The sequence below is a fragment of the Streptomyces rhizoryzae genome (genome assembly GCF_023155275.1).
Taxonomy (GTDB): domain Bacteria; phylum Actinomycetota; class Actinomycetes; order Streptomycetales; family Streptomycetaceae; genus Streptomyces; species Streptomyces rhizoryzae.
Genome location: NZ_JALMUV010000032.1, coordinates 36,191 through 60,179, shown reverse-complemented (window position 1 = coordinate 60,179; position 23,989 = coordinate 36,191). Strand labels below are relative to the sequence as shown.

Genomic DNA, 23,989 nt, shown 5'->3' with positions numbered 1-23,989 from the left:
GGCGGACGCGGGCGGCGGTCAGCGCGGGTCGCCGCCCGCCGGGGCCGGCGGGAAGTGGCGGACGCGGCCGGGCGTGCCCGGGGCGTAGGCGGGGATGCCGTGCGGGACGCCGGTGGCGACGAAGCCGGCGACCGCGTCGGCGAAGGCGTCGCCGAGGGCGCGGGCGGCGGCGTCCGGGCGGCCCAGCATGGGGCTGTCCCGGAAGCTGTCGAACGTGCCGAAGAGGAAGGGAAGTTCGCCGCAGTGGCAGGCGCCGAGGGGGTTGTCCGCGCCGGGCGCCGCGCGGTCGAACCGGTACACGTAGGTGGGGTGGCCGGCGGTGGCGTGGTGGTCGGCGATCTCCAGGGCGCCGGCGCCGAACTGCTCGTCGGTCACGGCGGCGATGACGATCCGGCCCGGGGTGGCGTCCGGGAGGCGGTCGGCGTACTGCTGGTAGAGCCGCTCGGCCGCGCCGTCGCCGGGGGCCTGCCGGGCCAGGAAGCCGACGGCGCCGGCCCGGTCGAGGGAGCGGATGGCCGGGTTGAGCCCCAGGAACGCGGTCATCTCGTCGCGGGTGGTGCCGATGAGCAGCGGCCTGCCGTCCAACGCGCCGGCGGCGAGGGCGTCCGGCCAGGCCAGGGCGGTGCCGGCGCCGCCGAGCACCGGGTACATCGCCGGGGCGATACTGCCCTGCCCGGCGAGCTGGGCGGCCAGCGTGCCGTAGGCGGCGAGGAGTTCCTCGACGGGCAGGGCGCGCAGGGCCGGGCCGGGGTCGGTGTCGCCGGGTACGCCGAGGAGGCGGAGGTAGGCCCGGGCGTTCTCGGCCGCGAGTGCGGGGTCCTGCGGCGGCAGGCCCCAGGGTCCGCTCTGGAGCAGGACGCGGTGGACGAGCCCGGCGGTCGCCGGGTCGGTGGCGAGGGACAGGGCGGAGAAGGCGCCGGCGGACTGGCCGCCGACCGTCACGGTGTCCGGGTCGCCGCCGAACGCGGCGATGTTGTCCCGCACCCAGCGCAGCACCGCGGCCTGGTCCCGGCAGCCGAGGTTGTCCGCGCCGATCTGCGGGAGGTGGAGGTAACCGAACGGGCCCAGGCGGTAGTTGGCGGTGACCACGACGATGTCGCCGCGGGCGGCGAGCTTGCCGCCGTCGTACCAGTCCCAGCCTCCGGAGCCGCTGCTGAAGCCGCCGCCGTGGAACCAGACCAGGACCGGGCGCGGCCTGCCGTCCGCACCGGCCGCGCGCGGGGCCCAGACGTTCAGCGTCAGGCAGCCGTCCTCGGCCCAGTCCGGGGTGCGGGGGCCCATGACGGCTTCGAGCCGGGACGGCCCCTGGGGTACGGCGGGTCCGGCGTGCCCGGCCTCCCGTATGCCGGGCCAGGGCGGGCAGGGCCGCGGCGGGGCGAACCGCAGCTCGCCCACGGGGGACGCGGCGTAGGGGATCCCCCGGTAGGCCGTCGTCTCCCCTTCGGTGCGGCCCCGGACCCGGCCCCGGTCCGTGGCCACGACCTGGTCGCTGTCCTGCGTCATCTGCTCACCTTTCGTGGCGCGCTGGTCCCTGTCCTGCTGCCGTTCTATCCCGGCGGGCGCGGTCCGGGCCAGCGGGACCGCGGGCGGGCGGCAGGCGGGAGCGGTGCCCCGCCGGGGACGGCCGGCGGGGCACCGCGGCATCGGGCGGTCAGCGGCCCAGGTACTCCTCGATCACGTCGGCGCCGCGCACGGCACCGCCGCTCCCCCGGACGACCTCCCGCATCCGGTCGAGGTTGGCGCGCACCGCGGGGTCGGTGGCGACCCGGGTGACCGCGGCGCGCAGCTCCGCGGCGGTCACGGTGTGCGCGTCCAGCCGCTCACCGAGGCCGAGTTCCGCCACCCGGCCGGCGTTGGCGGCCTGCTCGGGCATCTGCGGCACGGTGACCAGGCCGACGCCGTAGTAGAGCGCCTCCATGGTGGAGTTCATCCCGGCGTGCGAGACGAAGGCGGAGGCCCGCCGGAGGACCGCCGGCTGCGGGAACCGGGGCCGGATGTCGAAGTTCGCCGGGACCGGCCCGAGCGCGGCCGGGTCCACCCCGCCCACGGTCATCGCCACCTGGTACGGCCCGTCGGCGAAGGCTTCGATGCAGGAGCGGTAGAACTCCGGCCGGTCGTTGAACACCGTGCCCAGGGAGATGAACAGCACCGGCTTGTCCGCTTCCGGCGGCGACCACGGCTCGTCCTCGCGGCTGCCGACCGAGGGCCCCACGAAGTGGTAGCTGTCGTCGAACGAGTCGCCCTCGGGCTGGAAGTCCCGGGGTATGAAGACCAGGTTGAGCTTCTCGGGGGCGTCCATCTGCGCCGGGTCGAGGGCCACCCCGAAGTCCGCCGTGAAGTCCGCGCAGTCGGGGCCGACCGCGTCGGTGAACGGGTTCGCGCCGTCGGCGGCGTCCACGAACTGGGCGAACAGCGAGTACTTCTCGTTCGAGGCGAGGTGCGGGAGGCAGCGCACGGCCGGGAGCCCCAGCTGCTCGGCGGCGACCCGGCCCGGCCAGTTCATCCCGTCGTAGCAGACCGCGTCCACCCCCTCGGTGGCGCAGTGGTCGCGCAGCACCGGGTAGGCGGCGCGCATACCGGCGAAGACGTGCCGCGCGAAGCGGGCGAAGGTCTCCGGTCCGAAGTCGGTGGGCGGTTCGATCGGTCCGATCGACGGCAGCTCGACCCAGCGGGCGCCGGCCCGGGTGACCACCTCGGCGTGTTCCGCGCTGGTGGCGTAGTCCACGCGGTGGCCGCGCCGGACGAGTTCTTCGACCAGCGGCAGCGTGGGATTGACGTGCCCGTGACCGAAGAGGGTCACGAATAACAGGTGTTTCGCCATGCCGAAAATCCTACCGATCACGGATTTCGCCCGGGTCCCGGCCCCTGGGACGTACGCAAATCCCCTCCCGCGGCCGCGGGTTCATCCTTCGGACGGCAGCCGCCGGACGAGGCTGCGCTCCAAGTGCCGTGCCGCGTGCGAGCCTTCGCCGCTGCCGGAGGCCAGCAGCCGCAGCAGTTCGACGGCCGCGCGCGCCTCCCGCAGGGTCAGCAGCGGCAGCCGCTCCTCGTCCAGATCCACCACACCGTCCACCAGGCTGAGCAGCCGGTCGTTCATATCACCCATGGCCGGGTTAACGGTCATTCACCTGCGCGGTTACGCAACCGTCCGGCGCGGTGCGGGCGGGTGCCGGCCGCCGCTCAGCGCAAGCCCAGGCACGGCAGCCAGCCGCGGTCGCCGCCGGTGGCGGTGAGAACGGCGCTCAGGGTGCCGGCGGCGCCGCCGAGCAGGGCCGTCCGCTCCGCGCCGAGCGCCCGGATCTCGTCCCGCCTGCGGTCCAGGTGGTCGAGCAGACGCGCCCGCAGCACGCCGGCCGCCGGCAGCCCGGCGTGGCGGTACAGCGCGTCGGCGACGGCCAGGACGCCGGCGGCCCCGTGGCAGAGGCCCAGGCGGTCGCCGGGGTGGTCGCCGAAGAGATGGAACTCCTCGTGGTACCCGGCGGCCAGGCTGGTGAAGGCGTCGGTGGCGAAGCGGCGCGCCGCCTCGTCCCGGCAGGCGTCCGCCGCCTCCCACAGCGCCCAGCTGACGCCCGGGGCGCCGTAGCACCACGCCTGGCGGCGGCGCGGGCCCTCCGGCGACGCGGCCGCCGGACCGGCGCCGTCCCAGGAGCGGATGGACCGCGCGTCGGTGAACGCCTGCCGCCGCAGCCAGCCGCTCGCCCTGCCCAGCGCGCCCGCCGCTTCGGGGGCGCCGCCCGGCGACCGGCGCACGGCCGCGGCGAGCGCGGTGAGCACGCCCGCGACGCCGTGGCCCATACCGGTGTTCACCCGCCCGTGCAGCCAGCCCAGTTGGGGGTGGCCGGGGTAGTGCGTGCGCAGGCCGCCGAGGTCCGGGGCCTCGCACAGGGCGGCCAGCGGGCGGGCGAGCCGTTCCAGGGCCCGGGCGCGGGACGGGCCGGGGCCGCCGGGCCCGTCCGGGTCGCCGAGGTCGTCGGGGGCGGCGGTGCTCAGCGCGAGCAGGGTGCCGGCCGGACCGAGGATCAGGTCGTAGTCGCGGAAGGTCACCGCACCGGGGACGGTGTCCGCGGTGCCGGCCAGGGTCCGCTCGTGGAGCCGGCCGGCCAGGCGGTCGGCGACCCGGTGCAGCTGCGGGTGGAGCGCGGCGGCCTGGCGCAGTCCCACCAGGGTTCCGGCCAGCCCGCCGTCGTAGAGGCCGGGGTGGCTCCTCCCGCGTCCGGCGGTGCGGGCCCACTGCGCGGTGGCGCGGACCGCCGTCGCTCTGGCGGCCGGATCGCCGCGCTCCGCCACGAGGCGGGCGAGCACCGGGACGCCCGGGTCCGAGGGGTGGCCGGCGGCCGGGTCCGGTGCCCGGGCGGTGCCGGACCGTTCGGTCCACCGGTCGAGCAGCTCCACCGCGTCCTGGAACGCGTGCGCCCGTCTGCGGGTCTGCCGGTCTGAGGTCCGGAGCATGGTGTCGGGTCTCCTCTCGTGCGCGGAGCCGTCCGGCGCGGGGCCGGACGGCTCGTTGGTCAGCTGCCGGCGCCCGCCGTCAGCTTCTGACGCGGCGTCAGCAGATGACTCCGGAGCAGACGAGCACGGTGTCGCAGACGATCACCGTGCAGACGCCGGAGCACCCTTCGGTGTACGCCTGGGCGCTGGGCAGTTCGGTCTCGGTGATCCGGGTGTCCAGGTCGCCGATGAGGTTGTCGAGGTCGGTCGGTTCGATGGTCGTGGGCATCAGGACCCTCCTCTTCTCGGTGTGCGGTTCCACCCCGGCGGGTGCCCGTCGGTACGGGCGTCCGGGGAGGTCTGCGGGCCCGTCCCTGGGGCGGGCGGGCCGGTCGGGTCGCGCAGGGCCGCGGCGGCGCGGGCGGCCAGCTCCGCCGGGGGCGCGTCGCAGGGGACCCTGAGCTGGAGCTGTGCGGCGACCGCCGCGCCGTGGTGGAGGGCGTCCCGCACCGGTGACCGGCCCGGCCCGGGCAGCGCCTCCTCGGCGATCAGGTGGCCGTCGGGCGCCGCGTCGCGCAGCCGTTCCAGCGTCCGCAGGGCGGGCAGCGCCACCAGGTCGACCGGTACCGGCTTGGCGCCGGGCGCCGCGCGGAGGAAGCAGAAGCGGGGCAGCCGCCGGGAGCGGCGCAGCAGCGCCAGCGCCACCACCTTGTCGGCCTCCGGGGCGCCGGGCGCCCACAGTTCGTCCGCCGCGATGCGCCACTGGGCGGGGCTGACGACCAGTTCCCCGCCGACCGACAGCCGCGGTACCCGCCGGGCACCGGGGAACGCGCCGATCAGGCCGCCCAGTTGGACGACGTACCGGGTGGCCGGGTGCGCGGCCGACATCAGCAGCCGGACAAGGCGGTCGTAGGGCGGGGCGGGGGTGCGGGTGGCGTGGTGGACGGGCAGCACGCGGACGCCGTCGGCCTCGGCGACGACCCGGGGGCCGTCGGTGCGCAGGGTGATCCGGTCCAGCGGGAGGTGGCGGACGGCGCCGGGCGCCGCGGACCCATCGCCGCGCGAACTCCCGTAGTACAGGGTGGTGTTGGGGTCGCCGGTGCACCACCGGGTGAGGACCGGGCGGCGGACGGCGTTGGCGGCGCGGGCGTCGAGCGGGGGGACCAGCACCTCGACGAAGCGGACGTCCGCGGCCCGTTCGACGGCGGCGAGGAAGGCGCGGTAGGCGGCGGGGTTGGGGTAGCCGTCCGGGGCTCCGGAGGGTGCGGTACGGCCCTGGGTGCCGGGCGGGCGGGTGCGCCGGGTGTCCAGGGCCTCGGCGAAGCGGGCATCGAGGACGCCGGCCGGGGAGACCGTCTCCAGGACGGCGACCGGGCCGTGCGGGTCGCCGAGCGGCCGCAGCAGGCAGTCCGCGGGCCAGGCGGCGAGGAGTTCGGGCCCGGCGGCCGGGGCGCCCAGCGCGTCCAGCAGGGCGTCGTCCAGGTCGAGGTGTTCGGCGCCGAGGCGGTCGGCGAGGTGGGCGAGGAGCCGGGCGTAGCCGGAGCCGGGCGTGCGGGCCGGGTGCCAGCCCTCGTACCGGGGCCGCGCTCCGCGGTCGCCGGCCGCGGTCCCGTTCGCTGCCGCGGTCCCCTTCGCCGTGGCGGTCCCGCGCTCCGCTCCGGGCTCGTTCCCGGCTCCGGGCTCGTTCTCCGCTCCGGGCCCGGACTGCTGGTCGGGGTCCGGCGGCGCGGGGTCCGCCGCGGGCGGGGCGGTCAGGAGGTCGGCGACCGAACGGGGTTCGGGGCCGAGGCCCGCCAGGTCGGGGTGGGGCGGGCGGCCGGTGGCGGCGCCCGCCGGGTCGCGGTCGGCGGCGCGCAGGGCGGCCAGGCGGGCCGCGAGCCGCAGGCCCCGGGTGACCCGCTCCAGCGCCGCGGGGCCGGGCACGGTGTCCGGCGTGGTGTCCAGCAGGCGGTAGGCGTCGGTGAACCAGGTGGCGTCCTGGTCGGGCGCCGCCCCGTGGGCCGTCCGGCCGGGGGCGGGCTGCGCCGCGAGGACCGGGGATATGCCGGGCGGGACGTCCGGGGTGCGGATCCGCCCGGCGGGCGCCCAGTCCAGGTGCCGGTGCCGGGGCCCGGCGCAGACCTGGAGGACACCGAGCCGCAGCAGGTGCAGCAGGAAGCCGCGGAGGGCGGTGGCGGCCTGCCGGCGGTCGTCCCCGGCAGCCGGTGCGCAGTCGCCGGCGGGGGCGCGCAGCCGGGCGGTGAGCTGCTGCTCGATCTCGGCGAGCGGGCGCGGGCCGGTGGCGAGGAGGGCCAGGACCGCGTCGAGGACGGGGGTGCGGCGCAGTTCGATGCGGCGCAGCCGGGCGCCGTCGGCGCCGGTGTCGACGACCGCGCAGCGCAGGACGCCGCCGGGCGCCGCGTGGTGCAGCGGGGTGAGGGCCAGCGGCGTGGCGGCCCCGGCGGCGTCCGGTCCGGTGGCGCGCAGCCGTTCCCAGAGCAGGTGGACGTTCTCCATGGTGCTGGTGGCCAGCGCACCGGCCTCGGCGGCCGGGAGGAGCAGCCGTCCTCCGCCGGCGCCGCGGTGCGGGGTGGCGAGCGGGAGGGCGGCGAGCTGGCCGAGCCAGTCGCGCGGGGTGGTCTTGGCCGCGGCCCGGGCGGCCACCCGCCAGACGTAACCGGTGTATTTGCGCAGCCGTTTGCCGTGCCAGGGGTCGCCGGCCGCGGCCCGCCGGGCGAAGTCGGCGACGATGCGGGGGGCGGCGCCGGCGAGGTGGTTCCACAGCACGGTGTCGGTGTGCAGCAGGCCCAGCGCCAGGCGGCCGACGCGTTCGTGTTCGGCGGCGACCGCGGCGGCGAAGTCGTCCCGGGTGGCGGCCAGGGTCGCCGCCCGCGCGGCCAGGTCGGTGAGGTCGGCCGCGAGCGCCGGGCCGAGGGCGGCCACGGTCGCCAGGACCGCGGTGTCCGCGGGCCCGGGGGCGGTCCCGGCGTGCAGCCGGCGGCGGAGGGCGAGCACCGGGCCGCGCGCCGCGCCGGGCAATTCGGGGTGCGGTACGAGGTCGGTGCCGAGCCGGTCCCCCAGCGCCGCCGCCCGCACCGCCACCCGCCGGGCCTCCTCCGCCAGGGCGGCGGCCCGGGCGAACAGCGGGCCGTTGCCCGCCGACGCCCAGACCGCGCCCGGCAGCCCCGCGAGCCGCAGCAGCGCGCTCGCCCCCAGCGCGCCGCCGGCGTCGCGGGCCGGGTCCGGCTCCCCCGGCCGGCCGGTCACCGCACGCCCCCGCCGCCGGCGCTCTCCCCGCCGCGGGCGGTCTCCCCTTGGCGGACGGTCTCCCCGTCACCGGCGAGCGCGTCGGTCAGCAGGCACTGCCGGGCGAACGGCATCCGGGCGCGGTTCCAGTGGAAGATCACCGCGTAGGCGGCGGCGCGGCGCGGCCCGGTGGTGGCGGCGCCCGCCTCGAAGTAGCCGGCCCGCCACCGCCGGGCGGCCGCGCCGACGGCCGCGGCCCGTTCGGCCAGGGCATCCCGCCGCTCCTCGGGGAACGCGGCGAGCATGCCGTCCGCGGGGCGCTGCCAGAACTCCCGGATGCCCTCGGCCGCCCGGTCCCAGGCCGCCCGCCCGCCGGCGCCGTGCCCGTCCCGGGCCGCGGCGGGGATCCGGCGGCCGGTGTTCTCCCGGACCGCTTCCCAGACGCCGCGGTGCTCCCACCCGACCACCCCGAGCCCCGCCAGCATCTCCCGCAGCATCAGCAGCGACAACCGCCAGGCCGCGGCCTGGCCCTCGGGCCCCGGGTACCGTGCGTGGTGGTCCAGCCAGGCCAGTGAGTCGGCGGTGAAGAGGCGGTGCACGTACGGCATCGAAGCGCTGCCGCCGAAGAGGTACCGCTCGGGCTCGTAGACCGCGCTCCGCGGGGCTTCCCGCCAGCCCCCACAGGCGGCGAACCGGCGCGCGACGTCGTCGCGCAGCGCCTCGCGGTCGCCGTCCTCCGGTGCCTCGAACCGCACCCGGAGGCCGGGCTCCTTGTGCACGAAGAAGAAATTGCGCGCCCGTCCCCCGTCGAGCATTTCCCGGGCCACCGCATTCAGCCGGGCGTACGCCCCGGGCCGGTTTTCCGGCGCCGGCGCGAGATTGCACTGCACCCAGGCCGCGTCCGCCGCCCGGTCCCGTACGGCGGCCAGTCCGGCGGCCAGGAAAGCCGTGCGGGCACCGGGGAGTTCGGCCTCGTCGGCGCATACGGGAAGGGTGTCGATTTCCAGGGCGCCCGCATGGCGGAGGCAGTCCGCGAGCAGGTCGGCGACCATCAGCATCTGCGTTCCTCCGGCACCGCGCACCGAAGCCCCCGCCGGCAAGCGGAGACACCGGGGCGGAACTCATCTCGCTGCTCATCTCGCTTATGGAAAGGCAATTCCCGATGACCGGCCCGACAAAGGCATAATCCGCATTGTTCATATGATGAACAGTTGTGCGCCGGGGGTAGCCGGGGGCAGCGGGGGTCACCGGCGTCGGTCCGGACCGGCCCCCGCTCCACCCGTGCGCCCGACCCCGCCACCGGCCCGCACCGGCCCCGCGACCTCCGCCCCTTCCCCGCCGACCGGCCAACTCCCCGCCAGGTAAAGGGAGTTCTCCAATCACCGGATTTCCCTTCCGGGGCCGCCGGGCGGGCGTCATACTGCCTCCAGAGCAACTCCCTCTCCTCCTCACCACAGAGGACGAGTACGAGCACGGGGGTGCACCAACGTGTCTGTGCCCGAACGGCCCACCACCTCCCCACCGGATCCCCGACCACCGTCCGGAAGCCCGGACTCCGCCGACGGCGCGCGGCCGCCGAGTTCCCGGAGCGAGGCCACCCGGCTGCTGTGCGCGGGCGTGTACTTCGACGGGCAGTTCCGCCGGCGCGTCATCCAGGAACTGGTCGAGCACGAGGAGCGCCCGATCGCGCCCTCGCACGGCTTCGACGCCCTGCCGGTCCTGGCCCATGCGCTGCGGGCCCGCCGCCGGGAGGCCGAGACCGGACTGGTCCTGCTGGTCTGCTGGGTGGTGTTCATCGCGCTCGGGCTGGCGGGCGTCGGCTCCGAGACGGTGCTGCCCCTCCCCTGGTGGCTGGCGTACGCCGCGGTCTGCGTGGTGGCCTGGATGGCGCGCGGCGCCCGGAGTTCGCCGTTCGCCCTCGGGCGCTCGGTGATCAAGGAGGCCACCCGCGGCCGGCTCAAGGCGGTGCTGCCGGTCCTGCCGTTCGTGTTCGCGCTGGTGTACTGGGCCGCCGTGCTCTACACCCTGTTCCTCGGCGCCGACGCCTGGACCGCGGTGGTCTTCCCGCTGCTGCTGGTGCCGCCGGTGTGGGCGCACCGGCAGTACGTCGTCACCGCCATGCGCCACCGGCTCAGCCGCGAGGCGTTCGCCGCGGCACCGTACCCGAAGCTGCCGGCCACCGGCCCGTACCCGCGCATCGGCGCCGCGATCGCCCGCGAGCAGCATGCGCAGCTGGTCATCTACGACCCGTTCCGGCCCTTCGTCGGTGCCGGCGAGCCGTACAAGCCGTGGTCGGTCGCGATGGAGCTGAAGGGGAAGAACTGGTCGGCGGACGAGGAGGCGGACGGCGCCGGGGCCGCGGACGGCGCGCCACGGCCGAAGGTCTCGTTCCGCAAACCGGAGGCCGCACCCGCGCCGCTGACCGGCCGTGAGGTGGTCGAGCTGATCAAGCCCCGGCTGGAGGCGCTGCGCACGTCGGCGGCGGCCACCAGCCGGGACCGGCTGCGCTCCCTGGAGGTCGACGAGCTGGTCTACCTCCCGGTGGGGCTGCCGCGGAACGACGTGGACTACTCCCCCGAGGTCGTCCGGGACCACCTCGAACGGGCGGTCGGCGAGGGCGCCGAGGCCCGCCGGCACTTCCTGCGGGTGCGGGTCGGCGCATGGGACGAGCAGGTCGCGATCTGCCTGCTGGTCCGGATCCACACCCAGGGCGGGATGCTGGTGCTGGAGGTCGCGCCGCACGTCCTGACGCCGGTGCGGCCGGAGTTCAAGGCGGTCGACGTGATCGCCGCCCAGGGCGGGGACGACCGGCTGCGGGACGCCGTCCGCGCGCTGCTGACCAGCCCCTCGGCGGGGTTCGCGGCCGGCCTCTCGCTGTGCCAGACCGTGGTGTCCGTCTTCCGCACCTGGCTGGCGATGCCGGAGTACGCCCTGCCGGACGCGCCGATGGCGTCGGTGCGGCAGCTGGGCAGTGTCAAGGAGATCTCGCTGTTCCAGGAGATGGACCTCAGCCGGTACGTGAAGACGCTTCAGGACCGGATCGCCACCGGTGTGCAGGAGGCACTGCGCAGCAAGGGCTACGAGACCGGCGCGTTCGAGCAGTACATCATCAACGTCGGTGAGGGCGGCGTGTTCATCGGCGGTATGAGCGGGGGCGCGGTCGCGGCCGGCGAGCGGGCCTCGGCCAAGCACGTGGACGGTACGAAGAAGGAGACGGGGGGCGTTCTGGGATGACGACCGGGGAACGGGAACCGGACGAGGGCAGCCCTCCTCCGGACACGGCACCGCAGGGCTGCGGCTGTGGCGGTGGAATCAGCATCGGCGTCCTGACCGGCGGTGCGGTCGCGGCCGGGGAACGGGCCGTGGCCGAGGACCGCTCGCGCCGGGACGGGCGGACGGCCGCGCCGCTGCCGCCCGCGGCCGGTGCCGCGGGGCCCGCCGTCCCGCCGCCCGGCGCCGGCGGGATCGCCGTGGGTGCGATGGCCGGCGGCGCCGTGGCCGCCGGTGCGGACGCCCGGGCGCTGGACGCCTCGGCCCCGGCGGCGGTCGACGCGCCACCGGAGCTCCGGGCGGCCCTGGCGACCCTGCGCGGACAGCTGCCGCTGCTCAATGCCAGTGACGGGACGGCGGAGATCGACGCCCACCTGGCCGATGCCGAGGAGGAGATCGAGGCCACCGGCCAGGTGCGGCGGGACCGTCTGCAATGGCTGCGCGACCGGCTCGACCTCGGGGCGACCGCCGTGGCGGGGCTGGCCTCGGCGACGGCCGTCGTCCAGCAGATCACCCAACTCCTCAGCGGCCAGGGCTAGGAGGTGGTCGGTGTGCCCCAGTGGGACGAGGACCGGCAGGACTGGACGGGCCCGACGCGACCGGCCGGACCGCCCCGGGACGTCCGGTCCCGCCGCTCGCTGGTCGCGGTGATCACGCTGACCGTGCTGATCGCGGCGGCGGTGGCCGGCGTGTGGCTGCTGGCCCGCGACAGCCGGTCCGACGGCCCGGACGTCTGGCCGACCCCGACGGACTCCTGGTCCACGCCGTCGGACAGCTGGTCCACGCCGACGGACCCGTGGTCGACCCCGACCTACTCCTGGTCGACCCCGACCTACTCCTGGTCCACCCCCACCTACTCCTGGCCGACGCCGGGCTACACCTGGTCGTTCCCGACGGGGTAGCGGGCCGCGGGCCCGGCGTGCGCCCGGCGCCCGGACAGATATGCGAGGCGCTCCCGTGACGGTGAATTCCCCGGCGCGCCGCCGGTTCCGGGCCGCGGCCGGGGAAGCATCGCCTCACCGCACGTCCGGCGAGCCGGACCACCGCGACCGGGAGGTAGGCCATGAAACACCTGTCCCAGATCCGCCGGGGCGCCGCCGTAGTGGCGAGCGCGGGACTGCTCTGCGGAGTGCTCGGCACCGGCCCGGCCGCCGCGGCGGGCCCGCCCCCGTCCACCGGCGGCCACGGGCCGTACCACGGCCGGGTCATCGCCAAGCCCGGTCTCGTACTGCGCACCGGCCCCGGCACCGGCTACCGCGCGGTGGGCTCCGCGCCGTACGGCACCGTGGTCACCATCGTCTGCAAGGTCAACGGGCAGAACGTGGGCGGCAATCCGCGCTGGTACAAGCTCGACGCGCGGCGGAACACGTGGGGTTCGGCCCGCTACATCAGCACCCTCGGGGCGGCGCCCGCCTGGTGTGACGCGCGCACCAGGCGCTGAGGCACCCCTCCGGCGGCTCAGCCCGTTCCGCCCGTCGCACGCTCGGAGCGCACGGACGGGGGCTGGGCCGCCCTCGGCATGCTTCAGCCCCTCGGCCTCTCCGGTGCCCGCCGGCCGGTGGCCCCGCTGGAAGACCCGCCGCGCATCAGGCGGCCCGGCCTCGGTACCGGGCGGGTGTCAGGGGGAGGGGGTGATGCCCCAGGTGGCGGCCCGGGCGGCGGCGGCTGCGCGGTTGGGGAGGTCGAGTTTGGTGAGGATGTGCTCGACGTGGGTGGCGACGGTGCGCGGCGTGATGCACAGGCGTCCGGCGATTTCGCGGTTGGTGCGGCCGGTGGTGAGTTCGGCCAGTACCTGGAGTTCCCGCGGTGAGAGGCGGTCGGGGCGTGGCGGGTCGGTGGCGGGGTGGGGTACGGCGGTCTCTTCGGGCGGTGGGGTCGGGCGGGGGGCGACGGCCGCGGCGAGGGACTCGGTGAGGAGGGTGACCACGGCGCGCGCCGGGTCGGGTGTGCGCCGCGGTCGGCGGGTGCTGACGTTCAGCATGCCGACGTACCGGCCGTCGGCGTCGAACAGGCACTGGGCGACGCCGTCCTGGATGCCGAGCGGAGACAGCACCTCCTGGAAGCCCGGGGAGGCTGCCAGGAGGTGCCGGGGAACGTCCCTGAACCACAGACCGCCGCGGGCCGGGCTGTGGAGGACCGCGAAGACCGGGTCGCGGTGGAGGCGGGTCTCGATGTAGGCCGTCGCGTCGTCCGGGTAGCTGCCGGCCAGGGTGGTGTGGCGCCGCCGCAGCGGGTCCCACCGGGTCAGGGACGCGTGGTCGTATTCCATGACCTCCGCCAGCGCGGTCAGGACCGTGTCGAGGCCGGCCGCGCCGCTCGTGGCGCTCCTGGCCGCCTGGCGGACGTGCACGGCCGCGTCCAGGATGTCCGCCGTGCTCCGGTTCGCTGCCATCCCCCAAGGATGATCATGCGTGGGGGATACGTCAATCGCCGAGGGCGTCGTGCACGACCTGCCCGTCCATGACGGTCAGGACGACGGGCAGGTCCGGGATGTCGTGCGGATCGGCGGTGAGCAGGTCGCCGTCGAGCACGCAGAGGTCGGCGACCTTCCCCGGTTCCAGGGAACCCTTCCAGTCGTCGGCGAAGTCCTGCCAGGCCGCGTCGATGGTGTACGTGCGGAGCGCTTCGGCCAGGCCGATGCACTGTTCGGGCCCGCTGACCCGGCCGGCGGCCTTCGACTCGCGCAGCATCATGGTGGCGATGCCCTGGCGCCAGTCCGGGTGCGTGACGGGGGCGTCGGATCCGCTGGCGACCCGTACGCCGGCGTCGAGGGCGTCGCGGTAGGGCCAGGCGTAGGCGGCGCGGCCGGCGCCGACGAAGTCCTCTTCCATGTCGGCGACGGTCCATTTGATGGTGGGGTTCATGTTGACGCCGAAGCCGTGCGCGGCCAGCACCTTCATGCTGTGCGGGGTGAGGAAGTCGCCGTGGATGACGTAATGGCGGGCGTCCGGACGCGGGTGGTCGGCCAGGGCCGCGGCGAAGGCGTCCGTGACGGTGTCGATGGCCCGGTCGCCGGTGACGTGGACGCCCATCTGGTGCCCGGCGGCGTGGGCGTGCCGGATCATCGCACCGATCTCGGCGATCCGCTCGGCGTCGGTCTCCCCGCCGACGCACAGCGCACCGCAGCCGCCGCCGACGTACGGCTCGTGCATCCAGGCCGTCTTGTTGGGGACGATGCCGTCGGCGAATATCTTGACTCCGTGGATCGCCAGGCGGCGCGGATCGGCGTCAGCGGTCGTGCCGAGGGCGGTGAGGGCCCGGGCGAACTCCTCAGCGGTGCTCGTCATGCCGGTGGGCAGCAGCAACACGCCGATCCGGGCGGTCAGTTCGCCGTCGGCCAGGAGCCGGTGGTAGACGTCGAGGGTCTGCCGGCCGAGCGCGCCCCGCATGATGCCGTCGCCGCCGGGGCCGAGGCCGGGCTCGGTGTAGCTGGTCACGCCGAGCCGGGCCAGGGTGGCGAGGGTTGACCGGATGGCGTCGGTCCGTTCCTGCCGGCTGAGCGGCGGCAGGGCGTTCTGGACGAGCGCCTGGGCGCCCTCGTGCAGCAGCCCGGTCGGCTCCCCGGCGTCGTCGGTGACGATGGCCCCGCCGGGCGGGGCGGCGGTGTGCCGGTCGATACCGATGAGTTCCAGGGCCTTGGAGTTGACCCACGTGGCGTGGCCGGAGAAGGAGTACAGGACGACCGGGTGGTCCGGGCTCACGGCGTCGAGGTCGTGCCGCGCGGGCTGCCGCGCGGGGTCGGTGACGCATTCGGCGAGGTATCCGGTGTCCCAGCCGTGGCCGGTGATCCACTGCCCGTCCGCGGCGCGCCCGACCGCCTGCCGTACCGCCGCGGCCACGTCCGCGAGGGAGGAGACGGCGGGGTGGCCGACGTCCAGGGAGAGCGGCGGGCTGGCCATGCCGAAGGCGCAGCCGTGCAGATGGGAATCGTTGATACCGGGGAGCAGCGTCCCCCCGCGCAGGTCGATGACGCGGGTGCCCGGGCCGATGAGCGGAGCGACGTCGTCCCGCTCTCCGACGGCGCTGATGACCCCGCCGGTCACCGCCAGGGCCGAGGCGACGGAGAACCGCGCATCGACCGTGACCACCCGCCCGCCGAGAAATACCAGGTCCGCATACGTGCCCGTGACCATGAGAGGGAGTCCCTTCGAAAAACGCCGGGGGCGCGGCGGCCACCCGGAAACGATCTTTCGAGAACTATGGCCGCGCCCCCACCCCCCGCACATCGGTCATCTCACCGATAGCGGGAGCGTGCTCCCTCGGTGGCAGGCGGACGGGCTGACGCTGACGGCGACCGCAGCGGGATCCCGGCCGGGGCCGGGATCCCGGTCCGCTGTGGTGCGGGGTTCAGCCGGAGAGGAGGCGGTTGAAGAAGGCGCGGTAGTGGCGGAGGGCGATCCGGAGGCGTTCGGTGTCGGCCTCGCCGCCCTGCTTCCACTGCTCCTCCAGGCTCTGCTTGTGGTGGGTGAACGTGCCGGAGAGGGCTTGCATCAGGTCCGAGACCAGCTCGTCGGCGGCCCGCACGGCCTCCCGCGGCTCGTCGACGAACCTGCCCTGGATGGCGTGCCACCGGTCGCGGAACGATGCCTGGTCCGCGCTGGAGAGCAGGGCCGGCATCGTCTCCTCCGCGGTGCCCTGCGGAGCCGGGGAGTCGGCCTGGAAGGGGCTTTCGGTGGGGGCGCTCTCTCCGGGAAGGGTGGGCGCGGTCTCGTCCGGGCCGGCTCCCGGGCGGCTCATGTCCGAGGTGGGCAGGCCGGCGGTCTGCGGCGCGGGGTCCGGTGCCGGGTCGTGTTCCATGGCTCCTCCAACCGCGCGGGGGCACGCGTGAGCGGCGGCGTGCGGGCGCGCGGGGTTGGCGTTCGGGCGTGGCTGGTCGGCTTCTAGGCGTGGGCGCGGCGGGTCTGGCCGCCGTCGGAGAGCAGTTCCTCGAAGAGTGCGCGGTAGTGCACCATGGCGCCGCGCAACTGCTCGGTGGTCGCCCGGTGCTGGGTGCTCAGGCCGTCGATCTCGTGGGCCGCCCGGTAGTGTTCGAGGGTGCGGCCGTGCTCGACCGACAGGTCCTTCATGCGTTGCTCGAAGTTGTCCGTCGGGTAGCCGCGTTCGTGCATCAGCGAGGCGACGAGCCGGTCGGCGTCGTGCACCGCCTCTTCGGGCCGGTCCACGAACTCCTGCTGCACTCCCGCCCAGTCCCGGGTGTAGCGCTCCCGACTGCTGCTCGGCAGGGGCTTGATCTCCAGGTCGTCATGGCGCTTGACGCGCGCTCTCAGTTCTCGCTCGCCGGCCAGGCGGCTGTCGGCGGATTCGACGGTGCGGTCGTATTCCGGTCCGAAGCGCTGCTGGAGGCGGCGGCGCCGCACGAGGAGCGAGACTGCCGTTGCGATCAGTGCGATCACCACCACGGCGGGGATGATGATCGCCAGAAGGGTCCCTGTCGACATGAGTCGATCTCTCCTTGCCTGCATCCCGGAGTTCCAGTTTATGGCGGTTTGCGGCGGGGCTCTAACCGGGCGGCGGAGCAGGCCGGCGGGGACCGGAAAGCGCCTGACCCGCCCTGCTCACAGGGCGTGCTTCAGATGCGGTTGCAGGAGCCGCTGCCAGCCGTCCCGGGCCTGGGCCCACTCTTCCGGGCAGCCCTCGGCGCGGTCCGCGGTGACCCGCCGGCCGGCCCCGACGAGGTCCTGGTGCCGGTCGGGGTGCGCGCCGTAGACGTAGCAGGCGTAGGCCGCCGCGCGCTGCCCGTCGAGGCTGTGCTCGTCGAGGAGGTCCGCCGGGTCGAACGGGGTCTCCTCGGCGGCCAGCGCGTAATCGGTGGCGACGGCAAGGGCCTTGGTCTCGCCGGTCCGGCCCTGGCCGAGGAGCAGGACCGCGGCGAACTGGTCCGCCACGTCCTCCTCGCGGCCGGTGAAGCGCAGGCCGAGCCGGTCGATCAGGGCGTGCGCGCCCTCGTGGTAGGCGGTCTCCTCCAGGACGGCGGCGGTGTGGGCGTCGCCGTCGGCCGGGCCGCCCGCACCGGCCGCGTCCCGGCCGGTGTGCGCGAAGCGGTCGCGTATCTCGTCGACGTGTTCCGCGCAGAAGTCGATGCCGCCGGTCTCCGGGTCGTAGGCCGGTTCGGCGGCGCCGCAGGAGCGGACGACGAAGGGGATGCGGTGCGGCAGCGCGAGCGCGCCGTTGAGCCGCTCCGCTGCGGTTTCCAGGACGCGGTGCGCGCGCAGGTACGCGGTGGCCCGCGCGGCCTTGCCGCCGGTGCGGTACTCGACGGTGAAGCCGCCCTTCCCGGTCTGGCGCTTGCGGCCCGCCGCGTCGGAGGCGGCCGGCGGTCCGGCCGGGTCCCGGCCGCCCGCGCAGCCGGCCACCGCCGCCGCCAGGGCCAGTGCCAGCACCGCGCGCGTTCCGTTCCCTGCCCGGCGGCCCATGTCTGCTCCCTCCCGCGCCCCGGCGGCGCGTATCCCCTCCAGGGTGGGAAGAGGCCGTTGCGGACCCGGAGGTTCCCGCGCGGGGCCGGCGCCTACCACAGCGCGTCGATGTCCCCCGGGTGCACGGCGATCCGGCTGCCGGGGAACGCGGCGCGGTCCCGCAGGGCGCGCGGCGAGAAGAAGCCGGCCATGGTGACCTTGTCGAAGCCGGGGCGGTCGCTGGGGAAGGGCGCCTGCGCGGTGCCGCCGACCAGTACCGCGCCGGGCAGGTGCTGCCAGCCCGCGCTTTCGTAGAAGCTCCGCAGCGGCCGGTCGCAGGTGAACAGCCCCAGGTCCAGACCGCGGGCGGCCATCGTGGCGCGGGCCTGGCCGACCAGCCGCCGGCCGTGTCCGCGGCCGCGTACGTCCTGCCGGGTCACCACCGTGCTCAGGCCACCGGCGGCGTAGCGCCGGCCCGCGTGCTCGATGTCCTTGGTGAGGATGTCCAGCGCGGCCAGCACCCGCCCGTCGTCCACGAGCAGCAGCGACAGGGGTTGCAGCGCCGGGTCGTGGACGGGGCCGGGCGGCGCGGGCGGGGACCCGGCGGGGCCCGGCGGCCACGCCTGGTCCTGGAGTTCCCGGACCTGGGTGCGGAGGTCGGGCGGGGTGGCGGCTTCGGGGCAGGTGACGATCTGCATCCGGCGATTGTGCACCGGCGGGGTGCGGACGCCGTGCCCGCGCGTGTCCGTCCCCGGGCGGGCGCGTCCGCCGGGAAAGGATGCGGGCATGTCCGCCGCGCTGACCGCCGTCCTGCACGCCCTGTCGATCACCGGCGCGATGACGTGGGAGATCACCTGGGCGCTGGTCCTGGGTTTCGCGCTGTCCGCGGTCGTCCAGGCGGTGGTCCGCAGGTCCACGGTCGGGGCGCTGCTCGGGGACGGCCGCCCCCGCACCCTGGCGCTCGCCGCCGGGCTGGGCGCGGCCTCGTCCTCCTGCTCGTACGCCGCGGTGGCGCTGGCCCGTTCGCTGTTCCGCAAGGGGGCGGACTTCACCGCCGCGATGGCCTTCGAGATCGCCTCGACCAACCTGGTGGTCGAACTCGGCGTCATCCTGGCGCTGTTGATGGGGTGGCAGTTCACGCTCGCCGAGTTCACCGGCGGGCCGGTGATGATCGTGGTACTGGCGGTGCTGCTGCGGCGGCTGATGAGTGAGGCGCTGCTGCGGGAGGCCCGGGCGCAGGCCGCACGCGGGCTGGCCGGGGGGATGGAGGGGCACGCCGCGATGGACATGTCGGTGCGGCGCGGCGGCTCCTTCGTCCGCCGGCTGTTCTCCGGCGAGGGCCTGACGGCCACCGCGCACGTCTTCGTCATGGAGTGGGCGGCGATCCTGCGGGACCTGGTGGCCGGGCTGCTGATCGCCGGGGCGATCGCCGCGTGGGTGCCGGACTCCTTCTGGCAGTCGTTCTTCTTCACCGGCCATCCGCTCGCCGCGAAGCTGTGGGGGCCGGTCATCGGCCCGCTGGTGGCGATGGCGTCGTTCGTCTGCTCCATCGGCAACGTGCCGCTCGCCGTGGTCCTGTGGAAGGGCGGTATCAGCTTCGGCGGGGTCGTCGCGTTCCTCTTCGCCGATCTGCTGATCCTGCCGATCCTCACCATCTACCGGAAGTACTACGGGGGACGCACCGCGCTGCTGCTGCTCGGCACCTTCTACGCGGCGATCGTCGCGGCCGGTTACGTGGTCGAGTTCGCCTTCGGCGCCCTGGGGCTCGTACCGGACCAGGCGCGGGCCCGGCTCCCGGAGGAGGGCGTGCGCGGGAACTACACGACCTGGCTGAACGCCGCCTTCCTCGCCCTGGCCGCCGTGCTGCTGGTGCGGTTCTTCCGCACCGGGGGCCGGGAGATGCTGCGGAGGATGGGCGGCGCCCCGGACACCGGCCCGGACGCCGCCCCGGACACCGGCCCGCAGACCGGTGAGCGGGCCGGTGAGCGGTCGGAAGCCGGGCCTGCGGGTGTCAGTCACCCTCCCCGAGAAGGCCGTTGCGGTCGCCGTGGCCACCGTGGTCCTCGTGACCGCCGTCCTCGCCGTGGTCGTCGTGGTCGTCGTGGTCGACGGAGTGGCTGAGCACCGTGCCGTCCGCCATGCTGACGTCCACCTCGTGCTCGGTCCCGCCGCCGGTGCGGAGCTCCACCTCCCAGACCCGCGTGCCGTGGTCGTGGTCCGGCTCCACCGAGACGATCCGGCCGCCGGGCACCACCGTGCGCGCGGTGTCCACGGCCCGCTGCCGGCCGGTGTCCGCCGGGCCGCCGCCGGCGGCGACGCGGGCCTCCGCGAGGTCGTCCGGTCCGCCGGTGACGGCGACGGCGGTCGCGGTGCCGCCCGCGGCGAGCACGGCCGCGGCGGCGGCGACCACCAGCCGGCGGCGGCCGGTGAACGCGCGGCGGATACGGGACGTGGTCATGGGAACCTCCTGGTCGGGGTGGGCCGGCCGCCTCCGCGGAGCGGGCGGACGGCGGTGCGGCGGTACGTCCCCCACCCTGCCGCCGGGAAGCTGAAGCCCACCTGAAGCTCCCTGAAGAGCGCTTCAGGAACGGTCTGGCAGGGTGACGGCATGCGCTTGTTGATCGTGGAGGACGAAAAACGCCTCGCCACCGCCCTGGCCAGGGGGCTGGCGGCCGAGGGCTTCGCCGTGGACGTGGCTCACGACGGCCGGGAGGGCCTGCACCGGGCCACCACCCGAAGCTACGACCTGCTCGTCCTGGACATCATGCTGCCCGGGATGAACGGCTACCGCCTCTGCGCCGCCCTGCGCGCCGCCGGGGACGAGACCCCGATCCTGATGCTGACCGCCAAGGACGGCGAGTACGACGAGGCGGAGGGCCTGGACACCGGCGCCGACGACTACCTGACCAAGCCGTTCTCCTACGTGGTGCTGCTGGCCCGCGTCCGGGCGCTGCTGCGCCGGCGGACCCGCGGCGGCAGCCCCGTCCTGCGCCTCGGCGACCTCACCCTGGACCCCAACGGCCACCGCTGCGCCCGCGGCGCGGAGGACATCGCGCTCACCGCCAAGGAGTTCGCGGTCCTGGAGTACCTGGCGTCCCGCCAGGGCGAGGTGGTCTCCAAGGCGGACATCCTGGAGCACGTCTGGGACTTCGCCTACGACGGCGACCCGAACATCATCGAGGTCTACATCAGCGCCCTGCGGCGGAAGATCGACGCCCCGTTCGGCCGCCGCTCGATCACCACCGTGCGCGGCGCCGGCTACCGCCTGGCGGCCGACCATGGCTGACGCCGCGACCGCTCCGGCGACCGACCCCGCCGCCACGGCGGCGGCCGCGCCGGCGGCCACGTCAGCGGCCGGGGGCCCGGGGGCGGCCGAACGCCCGCCCCGCTGGCGGGGTTCCGTGCGCACCCGGACCACCCTGGCGTCCACGCTGGTGGTGGCGCTGGCCCTGGTCGCCGCGGGCGCCGCGGTGCTCGCCGTGCTCCAGCGGAACCTCGTCGGGAGCGCCGGTCTCCAGGCCGAGGTCGCGGCCCGCGAGGTCGCCACCCAGATCGCCGTCGGCACCTCCTTCGACCACCTGGAACTGCCCGATGAGGACGACCGCCCGGTGCAGGTCGTCGCCGCCGACGGCACCGTGCTGGCCGCCGCAGACGACCTCCGCCACGCCCCGCCGATGGCCGACTTCGCCCGCGCGCCGCACCGCACCGAGGACTCCGACGACGACCGGGACGGCGACGATGACGACGCTCCGGCACGCGGCTCCGCGGCCGCCGACGCCACCTTCCGCACCCTCGCCCTGAAGCTGCCCGGCGACCACCGCCCGGCCGGCCGGGACTTCCGGGTCGCCGCGCTGCTCGCCACCGCCCCGTCCGGCCGGACCGTCACCGTCTACGCCGGTGCCTCGCTGGACACCGAACGGCAGGCGGTGGGGGGCGTGCGCGACGCCATGCTCCTCGGCCTGCCGCCGCTGCTGCTGCTGGTGGCGGCCGTGACCTGGCTGGTGACGCGCCGGGCGCTGCGCCCGGTCGAGGCCATCCGGGCCGAACTCGCCGAGATCATGGGCGGCGACCTGTCCCGGCGGGTGCCGCAGCCCGCCTCCCGCGACGAGGTGGCCCGGCTGGCCCGGACCACCAACGCCACGCTCGCGGCACTGGAGAAGTCCGTGGAACGGCAGCGGCAGTTCGTCGCCGACGCCTCCCACGAACTGCGCAGCCCGATCGCCAGCCTCCGCACCCAGTTGGAGGTCGCCCGGGCCCACCCTGACCTGCTGGAACTCGACGGCCTGATCGAGGACACCGTCCGGCTGGAGCGGGTCGCCTCCGACCTGCTGCTGCTGGCCCGCCTGGACGCCGGCGAACGGCCCCGCGCCGAACGCCTGGACCTGGCCGAACTCGTCCGCGACGAACTGGCCCACCGGATCGGCGACCGCCTGCCGGTCATCGCCGCCCTCCCCGACGGCCCGGTGCAGGTGAGCGCCAGCCGCACCCAGCTGGCCCGGGTGCTGGGCAACCTCCTCGACAACGCGCAGCGGCACGCCCGTTCGGCCGTCCGCGTCGCGGTGCGCCCCGGCGACGGCGGCACGGTGGCCCTGGACGTCACCGACGACGGCCCGGGGGTGCCGCCGGCCGACCGGGAGCGCGTCTTCACCCGGTTCATCCGCCTCGACGACGCCCGCACCCGCGACGAGGGCGGGGCGGGGCTGGGCCTGGCCATCGTCCGGGACGTGGTGCACCGGCACGGCGGCCGGATCGAGATCGGCGACGCGGACGGCGGCGGCGCCCGCTTCACGGTGACCCTGCCCCCACCCGGCCCGGGAACGCCCTGACCGGTCGGACTCCGGACGGGTCCACGACCCCCTGACCCGTCGACCGTCACCCCACCGACCACCCACCCCACCCGGCGCAGACCGCCGCCGCCCCACCCTGCGCGGCGTCCGGTGCCTCGCGCGCGCCACTCCCACCCGATACATCCCGCATGAGAGGTTCCTCATGGACACCGTCCTCGACCACGCCCGGACCCTGCCGCACCTGCCCGCCGGGCCCCGTCCGATCCCCGGCGGCGCCCCGGCCGAACTCCCGGCCGCCCGGGCGCTGTTCATCGCCTGCTCCGACTCCCGGGTCGTACCGACACTGCTGACCGGCGCCGAGCCGGGTGAGCTGCACGAACTGCGGACCGCCGGGCACGTCGTCCCGCGCTACCGGCCGGACGCCCGGTGCGGGATCGCCGCCACCCTGGAACTCGCCCTGGGCACCCTGGAGGTCCCGGACATCATCCTGTGCGGCCACACCCACTGCGCCGCCCTCCAGGACGACCCGCCCGCCCCGGACCTCCCACTGGCCCACGCCTGGTTCACCGGCGCCGCGCACCACCCCGGCCGGGGGCACACCGCCCGGCGCCCCGGCTCCGGCGCGCCCCGCACCCCCGAGCAGCGCCACCTGCTGGCCCAGCTCCACCACCTGCGCACCTACCCTTGCGTGACCCGGCGCCTGGCCACCCGACGGCTGCGGCTGCACGTGTGGCTGTACAACGACCGCACCGCCGAGACCCTCGGGTGGGACACCACCGCCCGCACCTTCCGGCCGCTCTGACCGGCGGGCCGGGCGGCCCGGGAGGCTGTCAGGGAATCAGGACGACGCGGGCACCGCCTCAGGACGCGGCCCGGCTCCTGATCTGCATGCCGGGGCGGCGGCGGTGGACGGTGAGGTAGGCCATACCGTCCGCGCCCGCGTGCAGACTCCGGCTGGACCCGTGCGGCAGCCACACCAGGCTGCCCTGCGCGAGCGGCTGCCGCTCCCCCGCCGACTCGGCCGCGCCGCCGCCGGCCACCACATAGAGGAGGACGTCGAGGTCCGGTTCGCGGTGGGTGTCGATCCGGCCACCGGGCGGCAGCCGGACCAGGTTGGCGTCGAGCTGGCGGCCGGACTCGGCCAGCCGCCACAGCGCGCCCGCCCGGTCCGGTTCGGCGGCGGCCAGCCGCTGGGCGTCGCAGAGCAGCCGCGGAACGGGCTCCCCCTCGGGGGCGGGTCCGCCGGCGGGCGGGGCGTCAGGCATCTGTGGTCACCATCCGTGCGTATCCGTGAGTGCGTGACTACGGGCGCGATGCGCGGCAGCCGGAGTGACCATCGCCACCACCCCCTGAATGCGAACCTAGCATGCGCATTTGTTAATGTCGTTTTCGTGCGGTTGACGAAGTTCACTGACCTGGCGCTGCGTGCCGTGATGCGCCTGGCCGTCGCGGAGCGCGGCGCGCCTTCGACCACCCGGGAGGTGGCCGAGGCGATGGACGTGCCGTACACCCACATGGCGAAGGCGATCAGCCGGCTCCAGCACCTGGGCGTGGTCGAGGCGCGGCGCGGGCGCGGCGGCGGTCTCGCGCTGACCGGCCTGGGCCATCAGGCATCGGTCGGCTGGCTGGTGCGTGAGCTGGAGGGCGAGGGCGAGGTCGTGGCCTGCGAGGGCGACACCCCGTGCCCGCTGCGCGCGGCCTGCCGGCTGCGCGGGGCGCTGCGCGACGCGCAGGAGGCGTTCTACGCCACGCTCGACCCGCTCACCGTCTCCGACGTGGTGGCCGCCCCCACCGGCCCGGTCCTGATCGGACTGACCGGCCGGCCCGCCGACTGATCCGGTCCGCCACCCCCACTGAACCCCTCCGGGCCCCCCGAGGGCGACTCGC

Annotated in this window: 24 protein-coding genes; 9 read left to right on the top strand and 15 right to left on the bottom strand. The window is 75.8% G+C overall.

Annotated elements, in window-relative coordinates; genetic code table 11:
* Positions 1-18 precede the first annotated feature (18 nt).
* From MUU72_RS23640 to MUU72_RS23610, 7 genes are all read right to left on the bottom strand, one after another.
* Positions 19-1,503 carry a carboxylesterase/lipase family protein gene (locus MUU72_RS23640; protein ID WP_248015382.1) on the bottom strand — a complete coding sequence of 495 codons (1,485 nt, stop codon included), beginning with the start codon at positions 1,501-1,503 and terminating at the stop codon, positions 19-21.
* A gap of 148 nt (positions 1,504-1,651) precedes the next feature.
* Positions 1,652-2,821, bottom strand: a complete 1,170-nt coding sequence (locus tag MUU72_RS23635) for a macrolide family glycosyltransferase (RefSeq protein WP_248015381.1) — start codon at positions 2,819-2,821, stop codon at positions 1,652-1,654.
* A gap of 81 nt (positions 2,822-2,902) precedes the next feature.
* Complete coding sequence (locus tag MUU72_RS23630; protein ID WP_248015380.1) at positions 2,903-3,106, bottom strand: hypothetical protein; 204 nt, start codon at positions 3,104-3,106, stop codon at positions 2,903-2,905.
* A gap of 74 nt (positions 3,107-3,180) precedes the next feature.
* On the bottom strand, positions 3,181-4,449 hold the full coding sequence (locus tag MUU72_RS23625) for a lanthionine synthetase LanC family protein (RefSeq protein ID WP_248015379.1): 1,269 nt from the start codon (positions 4,447-4,449) through the stop codon (positions 3,181-3,183).
* 97 nt (positions 4,450-4,546) lie between these two features.
* Positions 4,547-4,717, bottom strand: coding sequence for a hypothetical protein (locus MUU72_RS23620; RefSeq protein WP_248015378.1), 171 nt, complete (start codon positions 4,715-4,717; stop codon positions 4,547-4,549).
* Positions 4,717-7,674: a lantibiotic dehydratase gene (locus tag MUU72_RS23615; RefSeq protein WP_248015377.1), complete on the bottom strand. Its 2,958-nt coding sequence runs from the start codon at positions 7,672-7,674 to the stop codon at positions 4,717-4,719. The genes MUU72_RS23620 and MUU72_RS23615 overlap by 1 nt, the downstream gene beginning before the upstream one ends.
* Positions 7,671-8,711, bottom strand: coding sequence for a thiopeptide-type bacteriocin biosynthesis protein (locus MUU72_RS23610; RefSeq protein ID WP_248015376.1), 1,041 nt, complete (start codon positions 8,709-8,711; stop codon positions 7,671-7,673). Before MUU72_RS23610 ends, MUU72_RS23615 begins: the two co-directional genes overlap by 4 nt.
* Before the next feature lie 430 nt (positions 8,712-9,141).
* Here MUU72_RS23610 and MUU72_RS23605 point away from each other — a divergent pair, with 430 nt between their 5' ends.
* The 4 genes from MUU72_RS23605 to MUU72_RS23590 all read left to right on the top strand — a co-directional run bounded on the left by MUU72_RS23605 (position 9,142) and on the right by MUU72_RS23590 (position 12,364).
* Entirely contained in the window at positions 9,142-10,887 is a 1,746-nt protein-coding gene (locus MUU72_RS23605; protein ID WP_248015375.1) for an AbeC-like domain-containing protein, read from the top strand.
* Complete coding sequence (locus tag MUU72_RS23600) at positions 10,884-11,462, top strand: hypothetical protein (protein ID WP_248015374.1); 579 nt, start codon at positions 10,884-10,886, stop codon at positions 11,460-11,462. The genes MUU72_RS23605 and MUU72_RS23600 overlap by 4 nt, the downstream gene beginning before the upstream one ends.
* Positions 11,463-11,474: 12 nt before the next feature.
* On the top strand, positions 11,475-11,825 hold the full coding sequence (locus MUU72_RS23595) for a hypothetical protein (protein WP_248015373.1): 351 nt from the start codon (positions 11,475-11,477) through the stop codon (positions 11,823-11,825).
* 161 nt (positions 11,826-11,986) lie between these two features.
* Complete coding sequence (locus tag MUU72_RS23590; RefSeq protein ID WP_248015372.1) at positions 11,987-12,364, top strand: SH3 domain-containing protein; 378 nt, start codon at positions 11,987-11,989, stop codon at positions 12,362-12,364.
* Positions 12,365-12,541: 177 nt separating this feature from the next.
* On the opposite strand, the gene MUU72_RS23585 is transcribed toward MUU72_RS23590, so the two are convergent.
* The 6 genes from MUU72_RS23585 to MUU72_RS23560 all read right to left on the bottom strand — a co-directional run bounded on the left by MUU72_RS23585 (position 12,542) and on the right by MUU72_RS23560 (position 18,013).
* Complete coding sequence (locus tag MUU72_RS23585) at positions 12,542-13,315, bottom strand: helix-turn-helix transcriptional regulator (RefSeq protein WP_248015371.1); 774 nt, start codon at positions 13,313-13,315, stop codon at positions 12,542-12,544.
* 31 nt (positions 13,316-13,346) lie between these two features.
* Positions 13,347-15,056 carry an amidohydrolase gene (locus tag MUU72_RS23580; RefSeq protein WP_248015370.1) on the bottom strand — a complete coding sequence of 570 codons (1,710 nt, stop codon included), beginning with the start codon at positions 15,054-15,056 and terminating at the stop codon, positions 13,347-13,349.
* Positions 15,057-15,270: 214 nt separating this feature from the next.
* Positions 15,271-15,720, bottom strand: coding sequence for a hypothetical protein (locus MUU72_RS23575; protein WP_248015369.1), 450 nt, complete (start codon positions 15,718-15,720; stop codon positions 15,271-15,273).
* Positions 15,721-15,803: 83 nt separating this feature from the next.
* Positions 15,804-16,361 (bottom strand): hypothetical protein, encoded by a 558-nt coding sequence (locus tag MUU72_RS23570; protein ID WP_248015368.1) that lies wholly within the window; start codon positions 16,359-16,361, stop codon positions 15,804-15,806.
* A gap of 117 nt (positions 16,362-16,478) precedes the next feature.
* Positions 16,479-17,336: a DUF4344 domain-containing metallopeptidase gene (locus MUU72_RS23565; RefSeq protein WP_248015367.1), complete on the bottom strand. Its 858-nt coding sequence runs from the start codon at positions 17,334-17,336 to the stop codon at positions 16,479-16,481.
* A 92-nt stretch (positions 17,337-17,428) separates the two neighbouring features.
* A complete protein-coding gene (locus MUU72_RS23560) occupies positions 17,429-18,013 on the bottom strand; it encodes a GNAT family N-acetyltransferase (protein ID WP_248015366.1) in 585 nt (194 codons plus the stop codon).
* An 88-nt stretch (positions 18,014-18,101) separates the two neighbouring features.
* Here MUU72_RS23560 and MUU72_RS23555 point away from each other — a divergent pair, with 88 nt between their 5' ends.
* The gene (locus MUU72_RS23555) at positions 18,102-19,436 is read left to right on the top strand and encodes a permease (protein WP_372503247.1); all 1,335 of its coding nucleotides are present in this window, start codon (positions 18,102-18,104) and stop codon (positions 19,434-19,436) included.
* Here MUU72_RS23555 and MUU72_RS23550 read toward each other — a convergent pair.
* Positions 19,327-19,773: a PepSY domain-containing protein gene (locus MUU72_RS23550; RefSeq protein ID WP_248015365.1), complete on the bottom strand. Its 447-nt coding sequence runs from the start codon at positions 19,771-19,773 to the stop codon at positions 19,327-19,329. The genes MUU72_RS23555 and MUU72_RS23550 overlap by 110 nt on opposite strands.
* Before the next feature lie 150 nt (positions 19,774-19,923).
* Here MUU72_RS23550 and MUU72_RS23545 point away from each other — a divergent pair, with 150 nt between their 5' ends.
* The 3 genes from MUU72_RS23545 to MUU72_RS23535 all read left to right on the top strand — a co-directional run bounded on the left by MUU72_RS23545 (position 19,924) and on the right by MUU72_RS23535 (position 22,904).
* The gene (locus tag MUU72_RS23545) at positions 19,924-20,601 is read left to right on the top strand and encodes a response regulator (protein ID WP_248015364.1); all 678 of its coding nucleotides are present in this window, start codon (positions 19,924-19,926) and stop codon (positions 20,599-20,601) included.
* Positions 20,594-22,141, top strand: a complete 1,548-nt coding sequence (locus tag MUU72_RS23540; RefSeq protein ID WP_248015363.1) for a sensor histidine kinase — start codon at positions 20,594-20,596, stop codon at positions 22,139-22,141. Before MUU72_RS23545 ends, MUU72_RS23540 begins: the two co-directional genes overlap by 8 nt.
* 163 nt (positions 22,142-22,304) lie before the next feature.
* Positions 22,305-22,904 (top strand): carbonic anhydrase, encoded by a 600-nt coding sequence (locus MUU72_RS23535; RefSeq protein ID WP_248015362.1) that lies wholly within the window; start codon positions 22,305-22,307, stop codon positions 22,902-22,904.
* A gap of 58 nt (positions 22,905-22,962) precedes the next feature.
* Here the strand turns inward: MUU72_RS23535 and MUU72_RS23530 are convergent, their stop codons facing one another.
* A complete protein-coding gene (locus MUU72_RS23530) occupies positions 22,963-23,367 on the bottom strand; it encodes a cupin domain-containing protein (protein ID WP_248015361.1) in 405 nt (134 codons plus the stop codon).
* Positions 23,368-23,493: 126 nt separating this feature from the next.
* Here MUU72_RS23530 and MUU72_RS23525 point away from each other — a divergent pair, with 126 nt between their 5' ends.
* A complete protein-coding gene (locus tag MUU72_RS23525; RefSeq protein WP_248015360.1) occupies positions 23,494-23,937 on the top strand; it encodes an RrF2 family transcriptional regulator in 444 nt (147 codons plus the stop codon).
* Positions 23,938-23,989: the final 52 nt, after the last annotated feature.